At 65.9% G+C, this 16,156-nt stretch carries 21 protein-coding genes; 13 read left to right on the plus strand and 8 right to left on the minus strand.

Translation table 11 applies throughout. The features are described from left to right. Positions 1-2 precede the first annotated feature (2 nt). From ACFC1T_RS08175 to ACFC1T_RS08195, 5 genes are all read left to right on the plus strand, one after another. Positions 3-206 (plus strand): hypothetical protein, encoded by a 204-nt coding sequence (locus ACFC1T_RS08175; RefSeq protein WP_375885112.1) that lies wholly within the window; start codon positions 3-5, stop codon positions 204-206. After that, positions 206-442: a hypothetical protein gene (locus tag ACFC1T_RS08180; RefSeq protein WP_375885113.1), complete on the plus strand. Its 237-nt coding sequence runs from the start codon at positions 206-208 to the stop codon at positions 440-442. The genes ACFC1T_RS08175 and ACFC1T_RS08180 overlap by 1 nt, the downstream gene beginning before the upstream one ends. Before the next feature lie 292 nt (positions 443-734). Further along, positions 735-2,192, plus strand: a complete 1,458-nt coding sequence (locus ACFC1T_RS08185) for a DUF3987 domain-containing protein (RefSeq protein ID WP_375885116.1) — start codon at positions 735-737, stop codon at positions 2,190-2,192. Between the two features lie 323 nt (positions 2,193-2,515). Continuing rightward, on the plus strand, positions 2,516-3,595 hold the full coding sequence (locus ACFC1T_RS08190; protein ID WP_375885118.1) for a hypothetical protein: 1,080 nt from the start codon (positions 2,516-2,518) through the stop codon (positions 3,593-3,595). 172 nt (positions 3,596-3,767) lie between these two features. Further along, complete coding sequence (locus ACFC1T_RS08195) at positions 3,768-3,935, plus strand: hypothetical protein (RefSeq protein WP_375885120.1); 168 nt, start codon at positions 3,768-3,770, stop codon at positions 3,933-3,935. Positions 3,936-4,212: 277 nt separating this feature from the next. Here the strand turns inward: ACFC1T_RS08195 and ACFC1T_RS08200 are convergent, their stop codons facing one another. Together ACFC1T_RS08200 and ACFC1T_RS08205 are read right to left on the minus strand one after the other, a co-directional pair. Further along, positions 4,213-4,419 carry a DUF397 domain-containing protein gene (locus ACFC1T_RS08200; protein ID WP_375885122.1) on the minus strand — a complete coding sequence of 69 codons (207 nt, stop codon included), beginning with the start codon at positions 4,417-4,419 and terminating at the stop codon, positions 4,213-4,215. Continuing rightward, entirely contained in the window at positions 4,416-5,243 is an 828-nt protein-coding gene (locus ACFC1T_RS08205) for a Scr1 family TA system antitoxin-like transcriptional regulator (RefSeq protein WP_375885124.1), read from the minus strand. The genes ACFC1T_RS08200 and ACFC1T_RS08205 overlap by 4 nt, the downstream gene beginning before the upstream one ends. A 353-nt stretch (positions 5,244-5,596) precedes the next feature. On the opposite strand from ACFC1T_RS08205, the gene ACFC1T_RS08210 reads away from it, so the two are divergent. From ACFC1T_RS08210 to ACFC1T_RS08240, 7 genes are all read left to right on the plus strand, one after another. Then, positions 5,597-5,902, plus strand: coding sequence for a hypothetical protein (locus ACFC1T_RS08210; RefSeq protein ID WP_375885127.1), 306 nt, complete (start codon positions 5,597-5,599; stop codon positions 5,900-5,902). Continuing rightward, on the plus strand, positions 5,902-6,165 hold the full coding sequence (locus ACFC1T_RS08215; RefSeq protein ID WP_375885128.1) for a hypothetical protein: 264 nt from the start codon (positions 5,902-5,904) through the stop codon (positions 6,163-6,165). The genes ACFC1T_RS08210 and ACFC1T_RS08215 overlap by 1 nt, the downstream gene beginning before the upstream one ends. A gap of 425 nt (positions 6,166-6,590) precedes the next feature. After that, a complete protein-coding gene (locus tag ACFC1T_RS08220) occupies positions 6,591-7,088 on the plus strand; it encodes an NUDIX domain-containing protein (protein ID WP_375885130.1) in 498 nt (165 codons plus the stop codon). Between the two features lie 238 nt (positions 7,089-7,326). Beyond that, positions 7,327-8,085 carry a hypothetical protein gene (locus tag ACFC1T_RS08225; RefSeq protein ID WP_375885132.1) on the plus strand — a complete coding sequence of 253 codons (759 nt, stop codon included), beginning with the start codon at positions 7,327-7,329 and terminating at the stop codon, positions 8,083-8,085. A gap of 208 nt (positions 8,086-8,293) precedes the next feature. After that, positions 8,294-8,539, plus strand: coding sequence for a putative ATP-grasp-modified RiPP (tgmA, locus tag ACFC1T_RS08230; protein WP_375885134.1), 246 nt, complete (start codon positions 8,294-8,296; stop codon positions 8,537-8,539). A gap of 3 nt (positions 8,540-8,542) precedes the next feature. Next, positions 8,543-9,511, plus strand: a complete 969-nt coding sequence (tgmB, locus tag ACFC1T_RS08235) for an ATP-grasp ribosomal peptide maturase (RefSeq protein WP_375885137.1) — start codon at positions 8,543-8,545, stop codon at positions 9,509-9,511. After that, positions 9,508-10,581, plus strand: a complete 1,074-nt coding sequence (locus ACFC1T_RS08240; protein ID WP_375885139.1) for a methyltransferase domain-containing protein — start codon at positions 9,508-9,510, stop codon at positions 10,579-10,581. The genes tgmB and ACFC1T_RS08240 overlap by 4 nt, the downstream gene beginning before the upstream one ends. A gap of 65 nt (positions 10,582-10,646) precedes the next feature. On the opposite strand, the gene ACFC1T_RS08245 is transcribed toward ACFC1T_RS08240, so the two are convergent. Beyond that, a complete protein-coding gene (locus ACFC1T_RS08245) occupies positions 10,647-10,871 on the minus strand; it encodes a hypothetical protein (RefSeq protein ID WP_375885142.1) in 225 nt (74 codons plus the stop codon). 420 nt (positions 10,872-11,291) lie between these two features. On the opposite strand from ACFC1T_RS08245, the gene ACFC1T_RS08250 reads away from it, so the two are divergent. After that, entirely contained in the window at positions 11,292-12,230 is a 939-nt protein-coding gene (locus tag ACFC1T_RS08250) for a hypothetical protein (RefSeq protein WP_375885144.1), read from the plus strand. Positions 12,231-12,382: 152 nt separating this feature from the next. Here the strand turns inward: ACFC1T_RS08250 and ACFC1T_RS08255 are convergent, their stop codons facing one another. The 5 genes from ACFC1T_RS08255 to ACFC1T_RS08275 all read right to left on the minus strand — a co-directional run bounded on the left by ACFC1T_RS08255 (position 12,383) and on the right by ACFC1T_RS08275 (position 16,105). Beyond that, positions 12,383-13,693 carry a peptidoglycan-binding protein gene (locus tag ACFC1T_RS08255; RefSeq protein WP_375885309.1) on the minus strand — a complete coding sequence of 437 codons (1,311 nt, stop codon included), beginning with the start codon at positions 13,691-13,693 and terminating at the stop codon, positions 12,383-12,385. Between the two features lie 66 nt (positions 13,694-13,759). Then, positions 13,760-14,020, minus strand: a complete 261-nt coding sequence (locus ACFC1T_RS08260; protein ID WP_375885146.1) for a hypothetical protein — start codon at positions 14,018-14,020, stop codon at positions 13,760-13,762. Positions 14,021-14,027: 7 nt separating this feature from the next. Then, complete coding sequence (locus ACFC1T_RS08265) at positions 14,028-14,654, minus strand: hypothetical protein (protein WP_375885148.1); 627 nt, start codon at positions 14,652-14,654, stop codon at positions 14,028-14,030. Then, complete coding sequence (locus ACFC1T_RS08270; protein WP_375885150.1) at positions 14,605-15,432, minus strand: hypothetical protein; 828 nt, start codon at positions 15,430-15,432, stop codon at positions 14,605-14,607. Before ACFC1T_RS08270 ends, ACFC1T_RS08265 begins: the two co-directional genes overlap by 50 nt. Beyond that, positions 15,425-16,105, minus strand: a complete 681-nt coding sequence (locus ACFC1T_RS08275; protein ID WP_375885152.1) for a hypothetical protein — start codon at positions 16,103-16,105, stop codon at positions 15,425-15,427. The genes ACFC1T_RS08270 and ACFC1T_RS08275 overlap by 8 nt, the downstream gene beginning before the upstream one ends. Between the last annotated feature and the right edge of the window lie 51 nt (positions 16,106-16,156).

A 16,156-nucleotide genomic window follows, 5' to 3' on the forward strand; every position in this document is an offset into this window, starting at 1 on the left:
GCGTGAGTCAGGACATTCGGCAGCATGACTACGTGATCGTTTATGGCTCGGACGGCCTGATAAGGGGCGCGGGCAAGGTGTCCGGTGGGCCTCAGGCCGGTCTGTTCTCAGTCTGGTTCAACGGCCAGCTTGTCTGGGCTCCAATTGAGCTTGTTGAACTTCATCCGATGAATGGCCTGTACAGGGAGATGGGAGTTGGCAAGTGATGACCGGATACTACGCTAGCGTCGAGATAGAGAACGCCCTCGGGAACGCTCGGGACCTAATAGAGGCGGAGCTGACCGACAACGAGAAAGACACGGATTTGATCGGCCTCTTCATGGCCGCATTCAAAGAGGCGCTAAAGGACCCTGACCTCACGCTTGAAGCAGTGGTGAAGGAAGAGCACGGAACGCGATACACGGCGGACGATGTTCGCCGATGGTGGGACGGTTGGTCATAACTGCGGTTGCTTTTGGTGAGGCCGGGCTTCTTCGGGAGTCCGGCCTTTGCCATGAACACCCGTACGCGAGGAGGAACGAGAGATGGCTACGAAGCGGGTCGTGCAGGTTTTCTGTAACGCTTGCTGGAACAAGTCGGGGACGGTGGTTGAGGCCGTGGAACGGCTCACGCTCGGGAGTCTGGAGTGGGACCTGTGTGGGGAACACCGGGACCGCTTCGGCGGAATGCTGAGCGAGGCTTTGGACATCACCGAGTCCATAGCGATCAGTGCTTAACGAGAAGGAGAGCGGGAAATGAGCGCATTCGAGAGTATGAAGTTCGGTCCGCTCGGGGATGCCGTTGAGGCCGCAATGCCTACGAGTGAGGCTGATCCGATCGGGGTGTGGGCAGGCTGTCTGTCGCTGTTTTCGTCGGCGATCAGCCGTGCGGTGCGTCTTGAGAGCGGACGGCCGGTGGTGGTGTGGACGGTTCTTGCTGGCCGATCCAGCGCGGGGGGCAAGGGCACCGCGCTGGCGACCACCATGCGGCTTCTCCAGCCCGCCATCGGGGGCTTCCTCTCAACCCGAACCCGGGAGGGCGTGTCGTCCGGCCCTTCCCTGGTCGACATGCTGAACAAGTTCGAGTTGGAGACGGCGGGCCAGCCGGACGGGATCGACGGTCGGGCACTGCTGCTGGAAGAGGAATGGGCGGAGGTGCTCAAGCTCCAACGGCGCTGCCCGAGGTTCTCCACGCTCTTCCGCAAGGCCTGGGACGGCAAGACCATTTCCAACCGGACGAAGAAGGAGGGGCTCCAGGCGGTTGCCCGCCCGTTGTTGGGGTTCCACGCCCACATCACCCCGGGGGAGTGGGCCGCCTACGTGTCGGCGAAGGAAGCCCTCGGCGGGTCGCTCAACCGCCTTCTGCCGGTCCTGGTGGAGCGGTCGAAGATGCTGGCCCACAACCAGAAGCCGGGGTCGGTGGATGTGCGGGTCCTGCGTGACGCGTACGAATGGGCGGTTCGCGAGACCCGGATCATGGAGTTCGAGCGGCCGGCTGGCGAGCGGTATGACGAGATCCGGGCGTTGGTTGAGGACCGCATGGCGGAACTCCCGGAGCTGCTGGCCAGCTACATGGAGCGGGCGGCCGAGCAGGTGTACCGGATTGCGGCTGTCCTGACAGCGACCACGAAGCGGACGAAGATCACCAGGAAGGCGGTCGATGCTGCGTGGGCCTTCGTCCAATACTCGATGCACAGCGTAGAGAAGCTGGTGAAGGAGGCCACAGACCAGGGCGGTCGGCAGCTGATGAAGTCGACGGAGGACCTGGTGCGAGAGGTCTTGGCCCGCTACGACGGGGAGGCCACCAGCACGATGATTCTCCGGACGCTCGGCACGAAGGTCACGGCCGCCTCCCTCAAGGAGACGACCGACGCTATGCCCGACGTTGAGGTGGTCAAGCGGCGCCTTCACGCCCGCGGTGCCCCGGCCACGGTCTACCGCCTCGTAGAGCCGGAACCGGTCGAGGTCGAGCAGCCTGATTCGGTTCTTACCCCGATCGTGGCTCAGGGGGTCAAACCGCCCGTACCGGTGCCGATCAAGGCGAAGAAGGTGGAGTCGAAGAAGGCCGGGAAGTCGAAGAAGGCGGTCGAGGCCAAGTTCTCCGTGGTCCCCGGGGGGCGGCCGGTCGGGGGCCCGGCGCCTACCAGGAAGGTCCCGCCGAAGCCCAAGACGGCGGCGACGAAGTCGGTCAACCCCTTCCTCTCCCTGCTGTGAACCACCAACTCCGCAGACGCCCTCAAGGGCATCTGCAATGCATTAAGTGCCGGGCCGGCTTCCTCGATCGGGAGTCGGCCCGGTGTGTTCAGCAGCCCTGCTATGAACAGCGGTTGCCCCACGGTCACCGGTTTGACCGCGAGCACATCCTCTACCCGATCTCGTACGACCGGGGCACCGGGTACGGTCCGGACCGGCTCTGCGACGACTCCGGGTGCATCTGCGTCCGGCACACCTGCGATTGCGACGTGTGCCGCGACGAGCTCAACATCCCAGGCCTCAAGCGCCTGTTGGACAGCCAAGAATTTGAAAGGGAAGCCACCATGGCCGCTCACCTGATCCCCGTCGAGATGCCCGCCCAGCTCCGTAAGTGGGCGGTGTACAAGCTGACGCCCGAGACGGACGGGCAGCACGAGCTTGTCACCCTGTGCAAGGCGGTGGACGAGGGACGGTCGAACTGCGCCAGCGTCATCGGGTTGACCAATGTTGCCCTGGGCGCCGCCGTGGAGATCGCCCGCGAGTGGCGGCACAGCAAGAACGGCAACGAGGTCCAGGCCGGGCGGACCCTGCTCAAGGGCTACGAGATGACTTACGTCCCCGAGGATCCGCGCGAACGCCGGCACGAGTTCAAGATGCCCGGTTCGATCTCCAACGGAGTCCCCGGTCAGCTCTGGCAGTTGAAGGACCGGCCGGAGGTCGTGGCCGATCTCAAGGGGTGCTCCTGGACCATGAGCGGTGCCAGTGGGCGGGTCACCCACGAGACACTGGGGTGGCTGTTGGAATGGGCCGAGGGCCACGTGCGGGCCGATTCCTCGGCCGGGCAGCGGGCGGGGAGGAAGTTCATCGCGACTTTCCGGCCTGCGTGGGAGGAGACCGGGCACCTCATCGCCGAGCACCTGGGCGAGGGGCAGCAGGAGCCGGAGAAGCCGGTGGTCGAACAGGCGACGGTCAAGGCGGAGAAGACGGGGCGGGACTGGCAGAAGGCCAAGTTGAGCCGCTACGTGCGATGGGACGCCGAGCCCTCCTGCTTCTGGTTCGGTGGGACGGCGAAGGCCGGGGCCGCGGACCCGGTTGGCACGCTGGTCTCGTTGAACTGGAGCGAGTCGGTCAAGGGACAGAACATCCTGCGCGACATCGACTCCGGGGAGATCGTGGCCACCGTGCACAGCATGTCGCAGGTCTGGGCCGCTCCTGTTGATCAGGAGGAGAGGGCGGTCCACCAGGACCAGGACCAGGACCAGGAGCCGGTGGTCGAGGTCGAGTCGACCCCCGAGCCGGCCGAGAAGGTCCCCGCGGCCGAGCTGGGGCCGGTCCCGGAGAACTGGGTGTTGATGGCCGAGGAAGCGCACACCGAGACGGCTCGGGCCTGGTGGCGCCGGAAGGTCGAGTCGTGGGGTCGGTGACGCCAAACCTGATGCCGCAGCGACAGCGCCCCCGGACCGGAGTCCGGGGGCGCTTCGCCTACCTGGTCGCTCGCTGGCGGGACGGGGTTTGGCGTGAAGAGCTACCTGCACTCGTACGGCTCGGTACGGTCGGTGAGGAATACCCCGGTGCAGGGGAAGACAGGGAGCAGCGGTGAATGAAGATGTCGGTACGGTGGTGATCCCGGCCAACCTGTCGGACGGTCGCAGGTTGGTCCGGATCCACGATCGCCTTGAGGCAGCTGGCGAAGCCCTGGTGCTCGTCGAAGAGGAGGGCGTCGTCCTGCGTGAGGATCTGTGCTGGTTCGAGGAGGGTCAGTGAGCGACCACGTTTGCCCGCGGTGCTGTGGTCCGCTTGGGGATTTCCCGGGCCTGTCCCGGGTTACCGAGGAGGACACTGCCATCTGTGCCTTGTGTTGCAGGGATGAGGTCGTTCGCCTGGTGAACGGTGTGCCCGTGACGCAGTGGCCGGTGAGCGGTGTCCTGGAGGCGGAGGATCTGGCCCTTCCCGAGGGGTACGAGCTGGTCACCCCGGAGGGCAGCGCGGAGTAGGGCGTCGAAGGCCCCCACCCGAGCGGGTGGGGGCCTCCCAGATGCCATCAGACCTCGCCGAAGTCACCACTGCGGATGGCGGTGACGAACGACTCCCACGCCGCCGTGGGGAAGACCAGGGCGGGGCCCTGCGGGTCCTTGGAGTCACGGACGGGAACAACATCTACGGCAACAAGGTTCCCTGCAACTTCGACGCAGTTCCCACCGTTGCTGCTGTACGAAGACTTGAACCACACGGCTTCGGTGGCGGTCACGGCAGTTCCTTTCTTAGCTGGCTGAGCCGGGCAACGGACTCCGCCTGCGAGAGTGCGAGGCCCTGTAGTTGATAGTAGGACGTGAGCAGGGGCAGTACGGCGTCGGAGTCCCGTTCAAGGTGTCCCTGTTGCGCCGACTCGGCATACGACATGAGCGCGCGATTCGGGAGTGTCAGGATGTTGATCGGCAGGTCGAACGCCCGATCTTCGCCTATGGCCAACGGGGCAATTTGTAGCAGCGTATGAGGCAGTGCTGCAAAGGCGTCCAGCGCGTCCAGCTGATCAGCCATGACGCGCGGCCCGCCAACCGGCCTTTGCAGGCAACTCTCATCTAGGACTACATGGATCAGGGGCGGGGGTACCCGGCGTAGGTTCGCCTGACGGCGGGCTAGGACGGCTACCCGGTCGTCGGCTCCTTCTTGCGTGATGCTCCCACGTCGTACCGCGCCAGCCGCGATCGCGCGTGCGTAGTCCTCAGTCTGGAGCAACCCCGGCACGATCCCGAGGTCAAACAGTCGAAGCTCCCGAGCCTTCGATTCCTTCTCTACGTACTGCCCGAAACCTTCGAGAAGCACAGTGGATCGGGCATCGATGGCCTTGTTCAGAAAGACTCGGTCCAACCCAAATGCTCTGTCAAGTTTCCGTGCAGTTTTGGGAGTTGGGGGGCGGTGACCGTTTTCAAGCGCCGAGATGTGGGTTGGGGAACAGCCAGCGGCATTTGCCAGATCTTCTTGTCGCCACCCTCGTGCCTCGCGTGAGCTGCGGAGATAGGCTCCGAACTCGGCGGCGGGAGAAGCATCGGGGTCAAGCTCTGCCTTGTTCATGGCCGCTTCCCATCCACTTTCAGCAAGTTGAGAACTAGACCAGGGTAGAGGACAGTTGGCGCCCCCGGGTAGTCGTAGCACTACGGATCGGAGCCCCCCATGTCCGAAGAGCAGAGTCCCCCGTTCATCCCCCAGCTCCACGAAGTGCTCCACGACCTGGGGCACATGGAAGACGGTCAGCCCCGCGAAGGCGTGTACGTGGGACCGGGCTTGTGCGGTAGCACGGTCGAACTGCGGCCGCTGGGTGACAGCGACAGCCTGTGGGAGACCCCGCGAGACAGGATCCAGCCGCTCGACCCCCGGGAGATCGCGCCCGGGACCGGTGGTAACCCGCATCGCCGACCGTTGGGCGGGTGGTCGGCGTGAGCCCCGCCGGAGTGCTGGCGCTGGCTGGCCTGGAACTGGGCACGGTGGTGGCCGGCGGGTTTGCCGCGGTGGAGAGTTCGACGTGGAACCGGTGGAAGACCGACGCTCGGCCTGAGTGCTGCGGGTTGGTCGAGTGGACCGGTGCCCGGCCGTACGGTCAGCGGGCCGCCGACGACTCGTGGTGGTCCTGCGGCGGCTGTGGCGACTACGGGTTCATGGAGGACGGCAGAAAGGTCCGCATCGGCCGGTTCAGCCCGTTCGTGCAGGCCTCCAAGATCGGGAGGCTGCGGTGATGATCGGCATCCAGACCGCCCTTCATCGGCCGGGCGAGGCGATGGCGGGTGAGATGCCCGCCCGCCACCAGTACCGGTGGGGCCGGTGCCTCCTCTGCAACGACGGGGAGCCGACTCCGGTTGCCCCCGGACTCTTCTACGCCTGGGGTGATGGGATGGCCAGCATCCCGGCCTGCCAGAGCCACCACGAGTCCCTGGTGCGGTTCTCCCGCCAGCAGGCCATGAGGGCCAGCCTGCACCAGGGTCAGGAGGACCGGTCGTGACGGGTGATCGAGCCGCGGACGACCTGGATGCCGAGTTCGCCCTGATGGTGGCCGCCAGTGGTGGGCCCGACGGGTTCGTACGGAGCGGCCGCCCGGAGTTGCGGGACAACTCGAACTGCCGCAGGCGGCGGCGGCTTCCGCCCAGGTGCTACGACCCCTGGGAAGGGGACGCGGGGACCGGCCTCCAGCGGTCGGACTGAAATGCTCCCGTCGCCGCAGAGGAACGGCGTCTTGCTGCGACGGCGGGGTTCAACGCCTACCCGTGACTCGGGTGCCACGGGTAGGTGCACGGCGGGTGAAAGGGCCCGCCACTTCGCTCCGAGGCCAAGGCGGAGGCCTTGTTGAGCGGCCTGCCGTCTCCTGCCAGCACCTCCCTCTGGCAGGAGACGGCCTGACTTCAACTTCGCTGACGGAAAGGCACGTTGATGAGCATCAGGACGACCCCGCCCGGGAGACGCTCGGGCCAGCAGATTTTCGTCCTCCGCAAGGACCCGGACGGCTCGGAGGACTTCCAGGTTCTCCTGGTCGATCCCGAGTACAGGGACGGTCTGACGCTGCCCGGCGGGCACGCCGAGGCGAACGAGCTGCCGCACTACGCCGCGCGCCGGCACCTGGAGACGGAAACCGGTCTCGTCCTGGAGCTGCGGGTGGTTCTCACGGTGGACTACGTAAATGCGGCGGAGGTTCCCGAGGGGCTCAACCTCGTTTGGGCCGGTGGTGTGATTCGGCCGGGCCAGATGGGGGCGGTGCTCGCCCACGAGCTGCCGAGGGGTATCCGGAGCCTGCGCTGGGCGGCCCGTTCCAGGCTCCACGCGTTGATGGAGCCCGACCAGAAGCGCCGCGTCGAGGACGCGTGGGACGCGTGGGAGAGCGGAGCCGGGCGACCGATGCTCCTGCGGGGTGTACCGATCCCGGTCAGTTGATCAAGACCACCGGCCCAGAAGTCCTGACCTCCTGGGCCGGAACCCCCGCCCCGGTTCGGCCGCGCGATCCGCGGAGCACCGGGGCGGGCAACTCGAATCACGAGACATCGAAGCAGGGGCATGAACGAGCAGTGTTGGTGCGGTTGCGGGTCTCCCAAGGGGCAGTGTTCCAGGTGGATCCACCCGACGTGATGAACCATTCAACTCGACTGATTTCATTCAGAGTTAGGAGAAGTCAGTGAAGATCAACTCCGCCGTACTGGTGGTGGCGGGCGCTGTCGCCGGTCACGCGGCACTCGGGTACCTCCAGCACCGTCAGCGCGTCACGCTCGACCTCGGGCTCGGACATCAGCGGTTGATCGCTGACGGGCTGGAAGCCCTGAGGGAGGACGCCCGCAACCTGGCCGGCCGGGAACTCAGCAAGGTCCGCGAGAAGTACGACGACTACCGCACAAACCGGGTGCTGGCCTTCATCAGCCTGAAGTTCCGGCTCGGGGCCATGAGTCGGAGCGAGGTGGCGGTGAACGTACGCGAGATGGCCGAGGACTCCGTCCAGCGGGCCTACTGGCAGCGGAACGAACGCTTCCGGAGGCAGGAGGCACTTGCTTCGGGAGACCGGCGCCTGAGGACCTTCGTGGCCGAGGTGGGGCGGACGTTCGCGATGGAGAGGGCCCGGCGGCTGGAGGACCTTGAGACCTGCCTGGCCGCGAACGTGAGCTCCCAGTTCTCGGAGGGCCTTCCCCGGCTCCGGAAGACGTTGCGGGAGCCCGAGGATTTCCGGCCTGGGGCGCCCGAGCGAATCGTCAATGTCCGATTGACATCCGCCGACGACTGCTACCAGCTCGACATCGAGGGCGTGGGCGTTCATCCCGTGGTGGCCAAGGAGGACGTTGCGGCGGACTGCGAAGAAGTGGTGGAAACCGCTGTCCGCAAGGCCCTCAAGACCCCCTATGCGCCCCTCAAGATCAACATCCTGTCCGTCACCGAGGGTGACTGACGGCAGGGTGGTGCTCGGGGCTGTAACGAGGCGCTGAATGCAGTTCGAGCGTCTCCGGCTACGAGCTGGCTGAGACTCCCTCACTTCCGAAGCTAAGCCGATAGCCTGCCGGCTTAGCTTCCCCAAGTCCCCTCCCAGGAGGTTACGTTGACCTGGGAGGTCGCAAGATCCGCTGCACCATCAACGGAAGGGATACACAGTGACCACGATGACTGAGGAGTCCACGACGGTGCCGTTCGGCGCCCGCGGAGCCCAGCAGCCGTACACGGTGACGATCAACCCGGCGGAGTTCCACTTCGACGCCGACCGGCAGATGAACGTGATGAACGCCGACGGCTCCCTGTGGGCCAGCACCCCGGTCGCGGCCTCCAGCACGGCCACGAACAACGACTCGACCACCGGGGCCGACGAGACGTCCGACCCGTACGCTTTCCCCGGCGACCAGGTGGCGTAGTCGATGCCCGCACAGCGCACTGTTCTGGTGGTAGCTGAAAACCTCGATCCGTCCGCCGATCTGGTAGTACACGCCCTCAGCGAGCGGCGTGTGCCGGTGATGCGGTTCGATCTTGCCGAGTTCCCCCAGCGCCTTGATCTGGCTGCCCACCATGACGGGCAGAAGTCCGGGTGGTACGGGGAACTGACCACCAGCACGCGGGCTGTGCGACTGGAAGAGGTCCGGGCCGTCTACTACCGGCGGCCCGGACTGCCGGAGATCAGTCGCACAGTGGATCCCGCCTACCGGGAGTGGGCGCAAGGTCAGGCGCTGGTTGGCATGGTGCAGGTCCTTAGCACCCTGCCCGTTGCATGGATGCACCATCCCGACGTCTACCGGGCCGCCGCACACAAGCCCGGTCAGCTTGCGGCCGCCACAGCTGCGGGACTCCGTGTTCCACGGACTCTGGTTACCAACAGCCTTTCGCGGGCGCGCGAGTGGGCGGCCACGATCAACGGCCCGCTTATTGTGAAACCGGTTACGGCTGGCGCGATCACGCTGGGGAATCGGAACATGATGCTCCCTACCCGCCGCATTGCGGTGACCGACCTCGATGAGTCGTTGGAACTCACGGCACACCTGTTGCAGGAGTGGGTTCACAAACGAAATGAGGTGCGGCTCACGGTGGTAGGCGAGGAGATGTTCCCCGTCGCCATCCACGCCGGAAGCCCGGCCGCAACGGTGGACTGGCGCGCCGACTACGACGCCTTGGAGTACGAGCCGACCGGCATCCCGGAGGAAACGGCCGCCGGTGTACGCCGGTTCATGGCCAGGTACGGGCTCAACTACGGTGCGTTCGATTTCGTTGTGACGCCCTCGGGTAACTGGGTGTTCCTGGAGTGTAACCCCGCCGGTCAGTGGCAATTCATCGCAGCAGCAACCCAATTGCCGATCGCTGAGGCACATGCCTCTCTTCTGCAAGGAGCAGTATGAACGCCGACGACCAGCAGCTCAGGCAGTCGCTCGCCCGTCTTCTGTCGGAGGCCGGCCACGGGAAGCAGTGGACCGACGCCGTGGCGCAGGTGCCCCGGCACACGTTCGTTCCCACCTACTTCTACCAGGACGGAGGGCAGTGGGCTGAGGTGACGTCGGCCTCACCCGGCTATCTGGAGGCGGTCTACGCCAACCGGGCCCTTACGACGCAGATCAAGGAGGACGAGCCCACGTCGTCCTCCAGTGAGCCGGGACTCATGCTCACGATGTTGGACGCCCTGGACGCGGAACCGGGGCACCGCGTGCTGGAAGTCGGCACTGGAACCGGCTACAACGCGGCGCTGCTGTCGCAGGTACTCGGTGACACCCAAGTCACGACCGTGGACGTCGACCCCGAGTTGACTACCGATGCTGAACGGAGGCTCAACCAGGCCGGCTTCCGCCCCTCCGTTCTGACGGGGGACGGGGCGCTCGGGGCACCCCAGCGTGCGCCATTCGATCGGATCATCGCCACGTGCGGCATGCAGTCCGTTCCGCCTGCCTGGGTCGAGCAGGCGGCCGATGGCGCGGTAATGATCATTCCGATCGGATGGGGGCTGGCCCGGGTCACGGTCGATGGCGGCAAGGCCACCGGTCGGTTCCTGGACAACGGCGCCTACTTCATGGCCCGCCGTACGGGCCGGGTCCGACCTCGGTTCGACGAGCTTGACGAGCAGTCCTCAACCACGACGGACCTTGATGGTCCCGAGGCGCTTGTTCGACTCGAATTCCCGCTCGGACTCGCCCTTCCCGGGAGCCGGACCTGCTCCTGGACCGGCTCCGACGGCAGCGTTTCAGCGGTCGGCATCTGGACGCCCGACGGGTCGACGGCTACTGCTGGCCGAGACGGATCCGTACGGCAGGTGGGGCCGCGCAGGCTCTGGGACGTTGTGGAGAAGCTGAACGAACAGTTCACGACGGCGCCGATCCGTGAGGACTTCGGCCTCACGGTCACGCCGGAACGTCAGTGGACCTGGTGGAAGAGCGAGGAAACGGGCTGGGACGTTCCCAACGACTACTTCGCCGAGTAGGCCTTGGCGGCGGGTCGTCGAAAACGAAAGTGCCCCTCCCCGAAATGGGGAGGGGCTTCTTTGCGTTAGGACACCTGCTCGGCCTCCAGCTTGGTCAGTGCAGCCTGGAGGTCGGCCGCCCGGTCGCGCGGCGCCGGCTCGTTCAGGGCCGCAAGGGTCTTGCCGTCCTCGTGCCGCTGGGCGATCTCACCCACGCCGAACAGTGCGGCCGCGGCCGCCACCAGGGCCTCCCAGGGGATGGCCGGGTACCAGGCGGTGAGGAGCGGGATCAGGGCTGCGACGGCGGCCACAACGCGGACAGCGTGAGTGCTGATGAGAGAAGTCATCTATTTCCCTTGGTAGTTGATTCATTCAGTGCGGCGTGATGTGCCGCTGGATTGGCGTTGATCATGCGTGGTTCACGTTCCCGCCGGCTGCGTGGGCTGAGGTGCGATGGCCGCCACCGGGTGTTCGCGGACACGGCCGATGGCGCGAAGTACAGTCAAATGACTGATGTCACGGGGTGTGGCCATGCAACAGGGTGGTATCGCCGTGCGCGCCTACCTTGGCTGACCGGCATCCCGCGGGCCGGTGCCCGATGGCCCTTGCCGCGGGCCCTGGAATGTAATGGCCGAGAAGATCGGCCGCTAGGAGCTCCCTTGAATCCCTTGGCAAAGCGATGGAAGATGTGGGTCATCGCTCTAATTACTTCATTCTCTACACTCGTTCTCGTGAACTCGCCGGCATACGCCAGTCAGCCGGGCGAGAGCAGCTCATGGCAGTTTGAGACTGCTGGGGGATCGCGCATTCAATCGGCCGATTCAATATCAGAGTCCCGCTCTCAGGCCAACGTTTTGGTTCAGGTTTGGCGGACTTTCAACAACGCCATCATGATTTCGGTCAATCATGGCCCGGCAACGGAAATGCCAGGAGCCACCACGTACGCCGAGCCCCAGGTCGTATTCAGTAGCCAGAATGGCCCGACATCCCTATTCTGGGTATTCCACACGGGCACTAACGGGTATGTCTTCTATACGCCGGTGTCAGCTACTCCAAACAGTCAGACCTACACCCCTCAGGGCCTGTGGAACCAGGTTCCCAACGGGGTGGCAACTCCCAATGAGCTCCGCGTCTCTGTAATTCCGCTCCCTCGCCAGAACCTATTCCTTTCGTTCCGTGGTGCCAGTAGTAATGAAATCTGGACAATCTTTTTCGATGGGTCGCGATGGGCCAACCCGACGATAGTCCCGGGCGCGAGAAGCCCTCGCACTGGAATGGTCGCAATCGGGGGAGAGATTGGCCTCGGTGGCGACTCGTTCCGAAATGTCATAATCCTCGCCTGGACCGGCACGGATCGTCGGGCAAACGTTATCCGACAGACCTACGGCCAGAGCACGTGGCGTAATCATGAAATTCTTGGTGATATGCTCGGAGACGATACGATCGTCGCGATGTCGGGCACCGGTCGTGGTCAGATCGGACTGTCGCACAACAATCGGGTTAGCCTGGCCACGATCAATGAGGACTCCGGTTGGGATGGGACCTGGAGCCAGGAGTCAACTGCACACGTCGCCTACCATTTCAACCTGTTCGCCTATGCCGCTGCCGTCTATTTGGTGACGGCATACGGCAACGGCTACGTGGACTGGAAGCAGTCCCGACAGTTCTGAGAGAGCTGCCTTGGCCGCAGGGCCGCGCACCCGACCAGGTGCGCGGCCCTGGGCCGTGCAAGGAGGGCAGGAGGCGGGTAGCGGCTGCCTGATGATGTTCGTCTTGCTGGCTCTCGGGAGCGTCGCGGGGACACTGGGTCCCATGCCACGTTCTAGCGGGTGAGGCGAGACCAGGTCTGCGGACCCGGGTAGCCATCCGCGGAACTGCCCCGCCAACCCTGGTTGCGCTGGAAGGCCTGGACCGCGCGGCGGTCCGCTTCCGTCCACCGGGGGCCGGGGCCAACCCGGTAGTACTGGCCGTAGCCACGACGGACCAGCTGCTTGCCCAGCAGGGTGACGTTCGGATTGCTGGCACCCGGCCGGAAGGCCTGTCGGCCCGGGAAGCCGGAGGAGCTGGAAGCCGTCTTGACCGCCGGGGAGGCGGGCGAGCCGATGTTCCGGCCCTTGCCGTTGATCAGGTAGTCCCAGGTCTGCGGGCCGGGAATGCCGTCCGCAGCAGCACCACCCCAGCCCTGAGCGAGCTGGAAGGCCTGCACCGCACGACGGTCGGCCTCACCCCAGCGGGGGCCGGGGCCCTCGGAGTAGAAGCGCGCGCCGCCGCGCTGGACCAGGAGCTGCCCAAGCTTGGTGACGTACCCGTTGTTGGCGCCCGGCCCGAACTGGCCGGCGCCGGGGAAGTCGCTTCCGGTCGAGGACGGGGGAGTGATCGGAGTGGGCTCCGGGTCGGGCTGCTGCTGGACCTCACCGGGGGTGGTCGGCACGGTGATGGTGTCGCCCGGGTGGATCCGGTCCGGGTGGTCCTTCACGCCGGGGTTGAGGGACAGCAGGGTGGCCAGGCTGATCCCGGCGGCCGCAGCGATCGCAGCCAGCGTCTGGCCCGCCCGCACGGTGACGGTGCGGGTCGAAGAGCCCGAGTTTCCGGCCGGGCCGGAGGCCGCCGCGTGGTAGGTGAAGCCGGGGCGGCCCCTGAGATCGGGGTCCGCGGTGACGATGCCCTCGGCGAACTGGGGCAGGCCGTACCCGTAGACGTAGGAGTCCCGGCGACGCCGAGTTCGCTTCATGACCTTGTTGCCGTTGGCGTCATTCACGAGCGAGGTGTTGCCCTCGATGGTGTCGATGGTGCCCTCGTCGTACCCGACGACGATCCCGGTGTGGGTGCCACCACCAGGACCGTAGAGAACCTGAGCGCCAATCGCGGGGTAGGTGCTCCACCGGTCACGGGACTGCCACCAGTCAACCGCGTTCGAACACGAAGCCGTGCGCGGGTAGAGGCTGGCGAGACCAGCTTTCATGGCGACCCAGGAAACCCAAGTAGCGCACCACGGTTGGTAGTTGGACCACTCAAGGCCCGGGACCTGGTTGGAGTACTTCTGGTGGCCTGACGGACGCTCCCCGGGTGCGCGTTCGGCCTGATAGCCGACCTCGGCGGATGCGACGCGGAGAACTTCGGAAACCTGACTCAGGGAACCCTCCTAGGGCATGAGAAAGGGGCCGACCTCTTGGCCAGCCCCTCGGGATGAATGAATTGATCAGATGCCGGAACGGATCCGGGAGGGGTCGAGCGTTGTGATCAGCTCGACCAGTCGGCGGTTTTCCGCCTCGATGCGGGTCAGGCGCTCCTTGATTTCGTTCATGTCCTCCTGGAGGCGGTCCGCCCGGGTTTTCTGGGCCTCGGCCTCACCTCGCCAGACCTCGGCGGTATTGATCTGCCAGGCGGCCCGGACCATCACGAATGCGGCTGTGACGGAGGCTGCTGTACCGGCATAGCCGAAAATGTCAGTAGGGGTCATTCTCCTCCTAGCCGGAGATCTTCTCTACGGTCAGATTCCAGGCGGAACGCTCGTTCGCGTTCCCGCCGTCGCTCTGGAATCCCTGCCACCAGGCGACGACGTAGGCGGCGAAGGTCCCACCAGCGGGCACCTGCATGGCGGCCGTGAAGCTGTTGCTTGAGGCGTCGCCGCCGGTCGGAGGGTAGAGGAAGCCGGACACATTGAAGTCGCGGGTGCCGACCCATGCCCGGCATTTGGCGGTGGAACCGCCGGTCGACCAGCCGCCCCAGCTCATCGTGAACTTGTATACGCCGGCCTCGGGGACCTGAAACGATCCGTTGTCGGACGTGGCCCAAGTTCCGACCCGCGCGAGTGGCTGGGAAGTATTCCAGTAGACCATGGTGGAGCTGTTCGCCCCGAGGGTGATGGAGTTCTGGAGGGCCAGGGAAAGAACAGGGTTTCCCTTGAGCTTGTTGATCGACGCGTCGTGGTCATTGGCCACGGTGTAAAGAGCGTTGTGTACGTCGTAGATCTGGCCGTTGAGATCGGCCGGACCGATCACCTGGCGGGAAGTCCAGGGCTTGAGAGAAGGGAGTGAGATCAGGTTACAGCTCCAGAATTGTGGTGTCCCCGAGAACGGAGCCAACAGGGTCACCGAGAATCCAGGTGGCCTTGCCGTCGGACCGCCCGGGGACGGAGATCAGGACGACGGCCGCGGACGGGACCGTGGTGTCCAGCTGGATGGCGCCAGGCGAACCGCCGGCTCCCGGGGTGTCCCCGGCCATCAGGCTGATCTGGTTCGTGCCGAACTGGCCGAGCTGCTGGGTCCGAGGCGTGACGCCGGACGGCCAGGCAAGGCCCGTCAGGGCGTTGGAGACCGTCACGGCGGCGTAGAGGTTGCGGTAGCTCGTCGAGGCCATCAGGGGCACGGAGTTGGTGTTGGCGTACTCCTTGATTCCGACAACCGGGGTCAGCCCGATGTTCGAAATATCGCCAAGTCGATAGACGAGATTCATGACGGCAGCGTGAGCACCGCCGACGTCCCAGACGACGGAGGAGCCTCGGGAAGGTTCCCACGGCCAGACGGCAGAGGCCATCAACAGGCCGCTGCTCAGGCGGTACTGGGTGGGGATAGCCCCGGCAGGGGTGAGTAAACGGGGTGCCGGTGCGGACCCGTCGGAGACGCAGAGCGAGACGATCCAGTCGTTCGCGCGGGTCGCTGGGAGCGGGAGCTCCACGAGGGCCTGGTCCTGGACGAGCTGCTGTGTGCTGGCGACGTAGGCCGGAAACTCCCGGGGCGTCGGGGCGCCGGTCATCCAGGCGGCACCGTCCCAGTACAGGGGAGGCCGCGGGGCCCACGCTGCACCGTTCCAGGCCTGCGGTGTCCGGTCGGCCCAGGCGCTGCCGGACCAGACCTTGAGCTGGTTAGCCATACTGCACCCACACGTCGCCCGGCCGTGGGCTGGCCGGGGCGTTCGGGCCGGAGAACAGGCGGGCGGAGCCGACGTTCGTCGCCGTGACCGAACCTGCGGATATCACCGAGCCGTCACCCTGCACTCGGAGGACGGAAGCCGCCGTTGAGGTGGTCGACCGGGAGTTTGTGACGTTGATGACGACCTGGCCGGCGCCGTATGCCGGGGCGCCGATGCAGAGTGCGGGGCGAGGGCCGTTGGTGTCGATCAACACGGTGCCGGAGTTCAGAACCCGGGTGTACTCCGTGCCGTCCGCCGTCTTCAACTTCCAGGCGGAACCGGTGTTGTCGGGGATGGTCGGCACCACCCACCGGGCCCAGTCGGCACCGGCCGGGACCGGGAGGTCGGCCCCGGAGCGGGGCAGGTAGTTGAGGAGCCTCTCGTCCGCGTAAGCCCGGTCCTGGTGAGGGTCCGCGGCTCCCTGGTGCTGGACCAGGCGCTCGCCGACGTTGGTCGCCAGAAGGCCGATTCGCCCGGCCCCGAAGTCCACCCACAGCCGCTCGGAACCGGTCGGAGGGCCGTAGAACGGGGGCACCATCCCCCGGTTGTCCGCCACGAGTTGAAGAACCGGCGCGCCGGAGGAGTCGGTCAGGTCAGTGAGCTGGCGGGCGCCGTCGCTCGGGCCATCCCACACGGTTCCGACGGCCCCGGGGATCCGGGCACCGGAGACGGACTCGGCGACATC

The organism is Kitasatospora sp. NPDC056076, from assembly GCF_042266305.1.
GTDB lineage: Bacteria > Actinomycetota > Actinomycetes > Streptomycetales > Streptomycetaceae > Kitasatospora.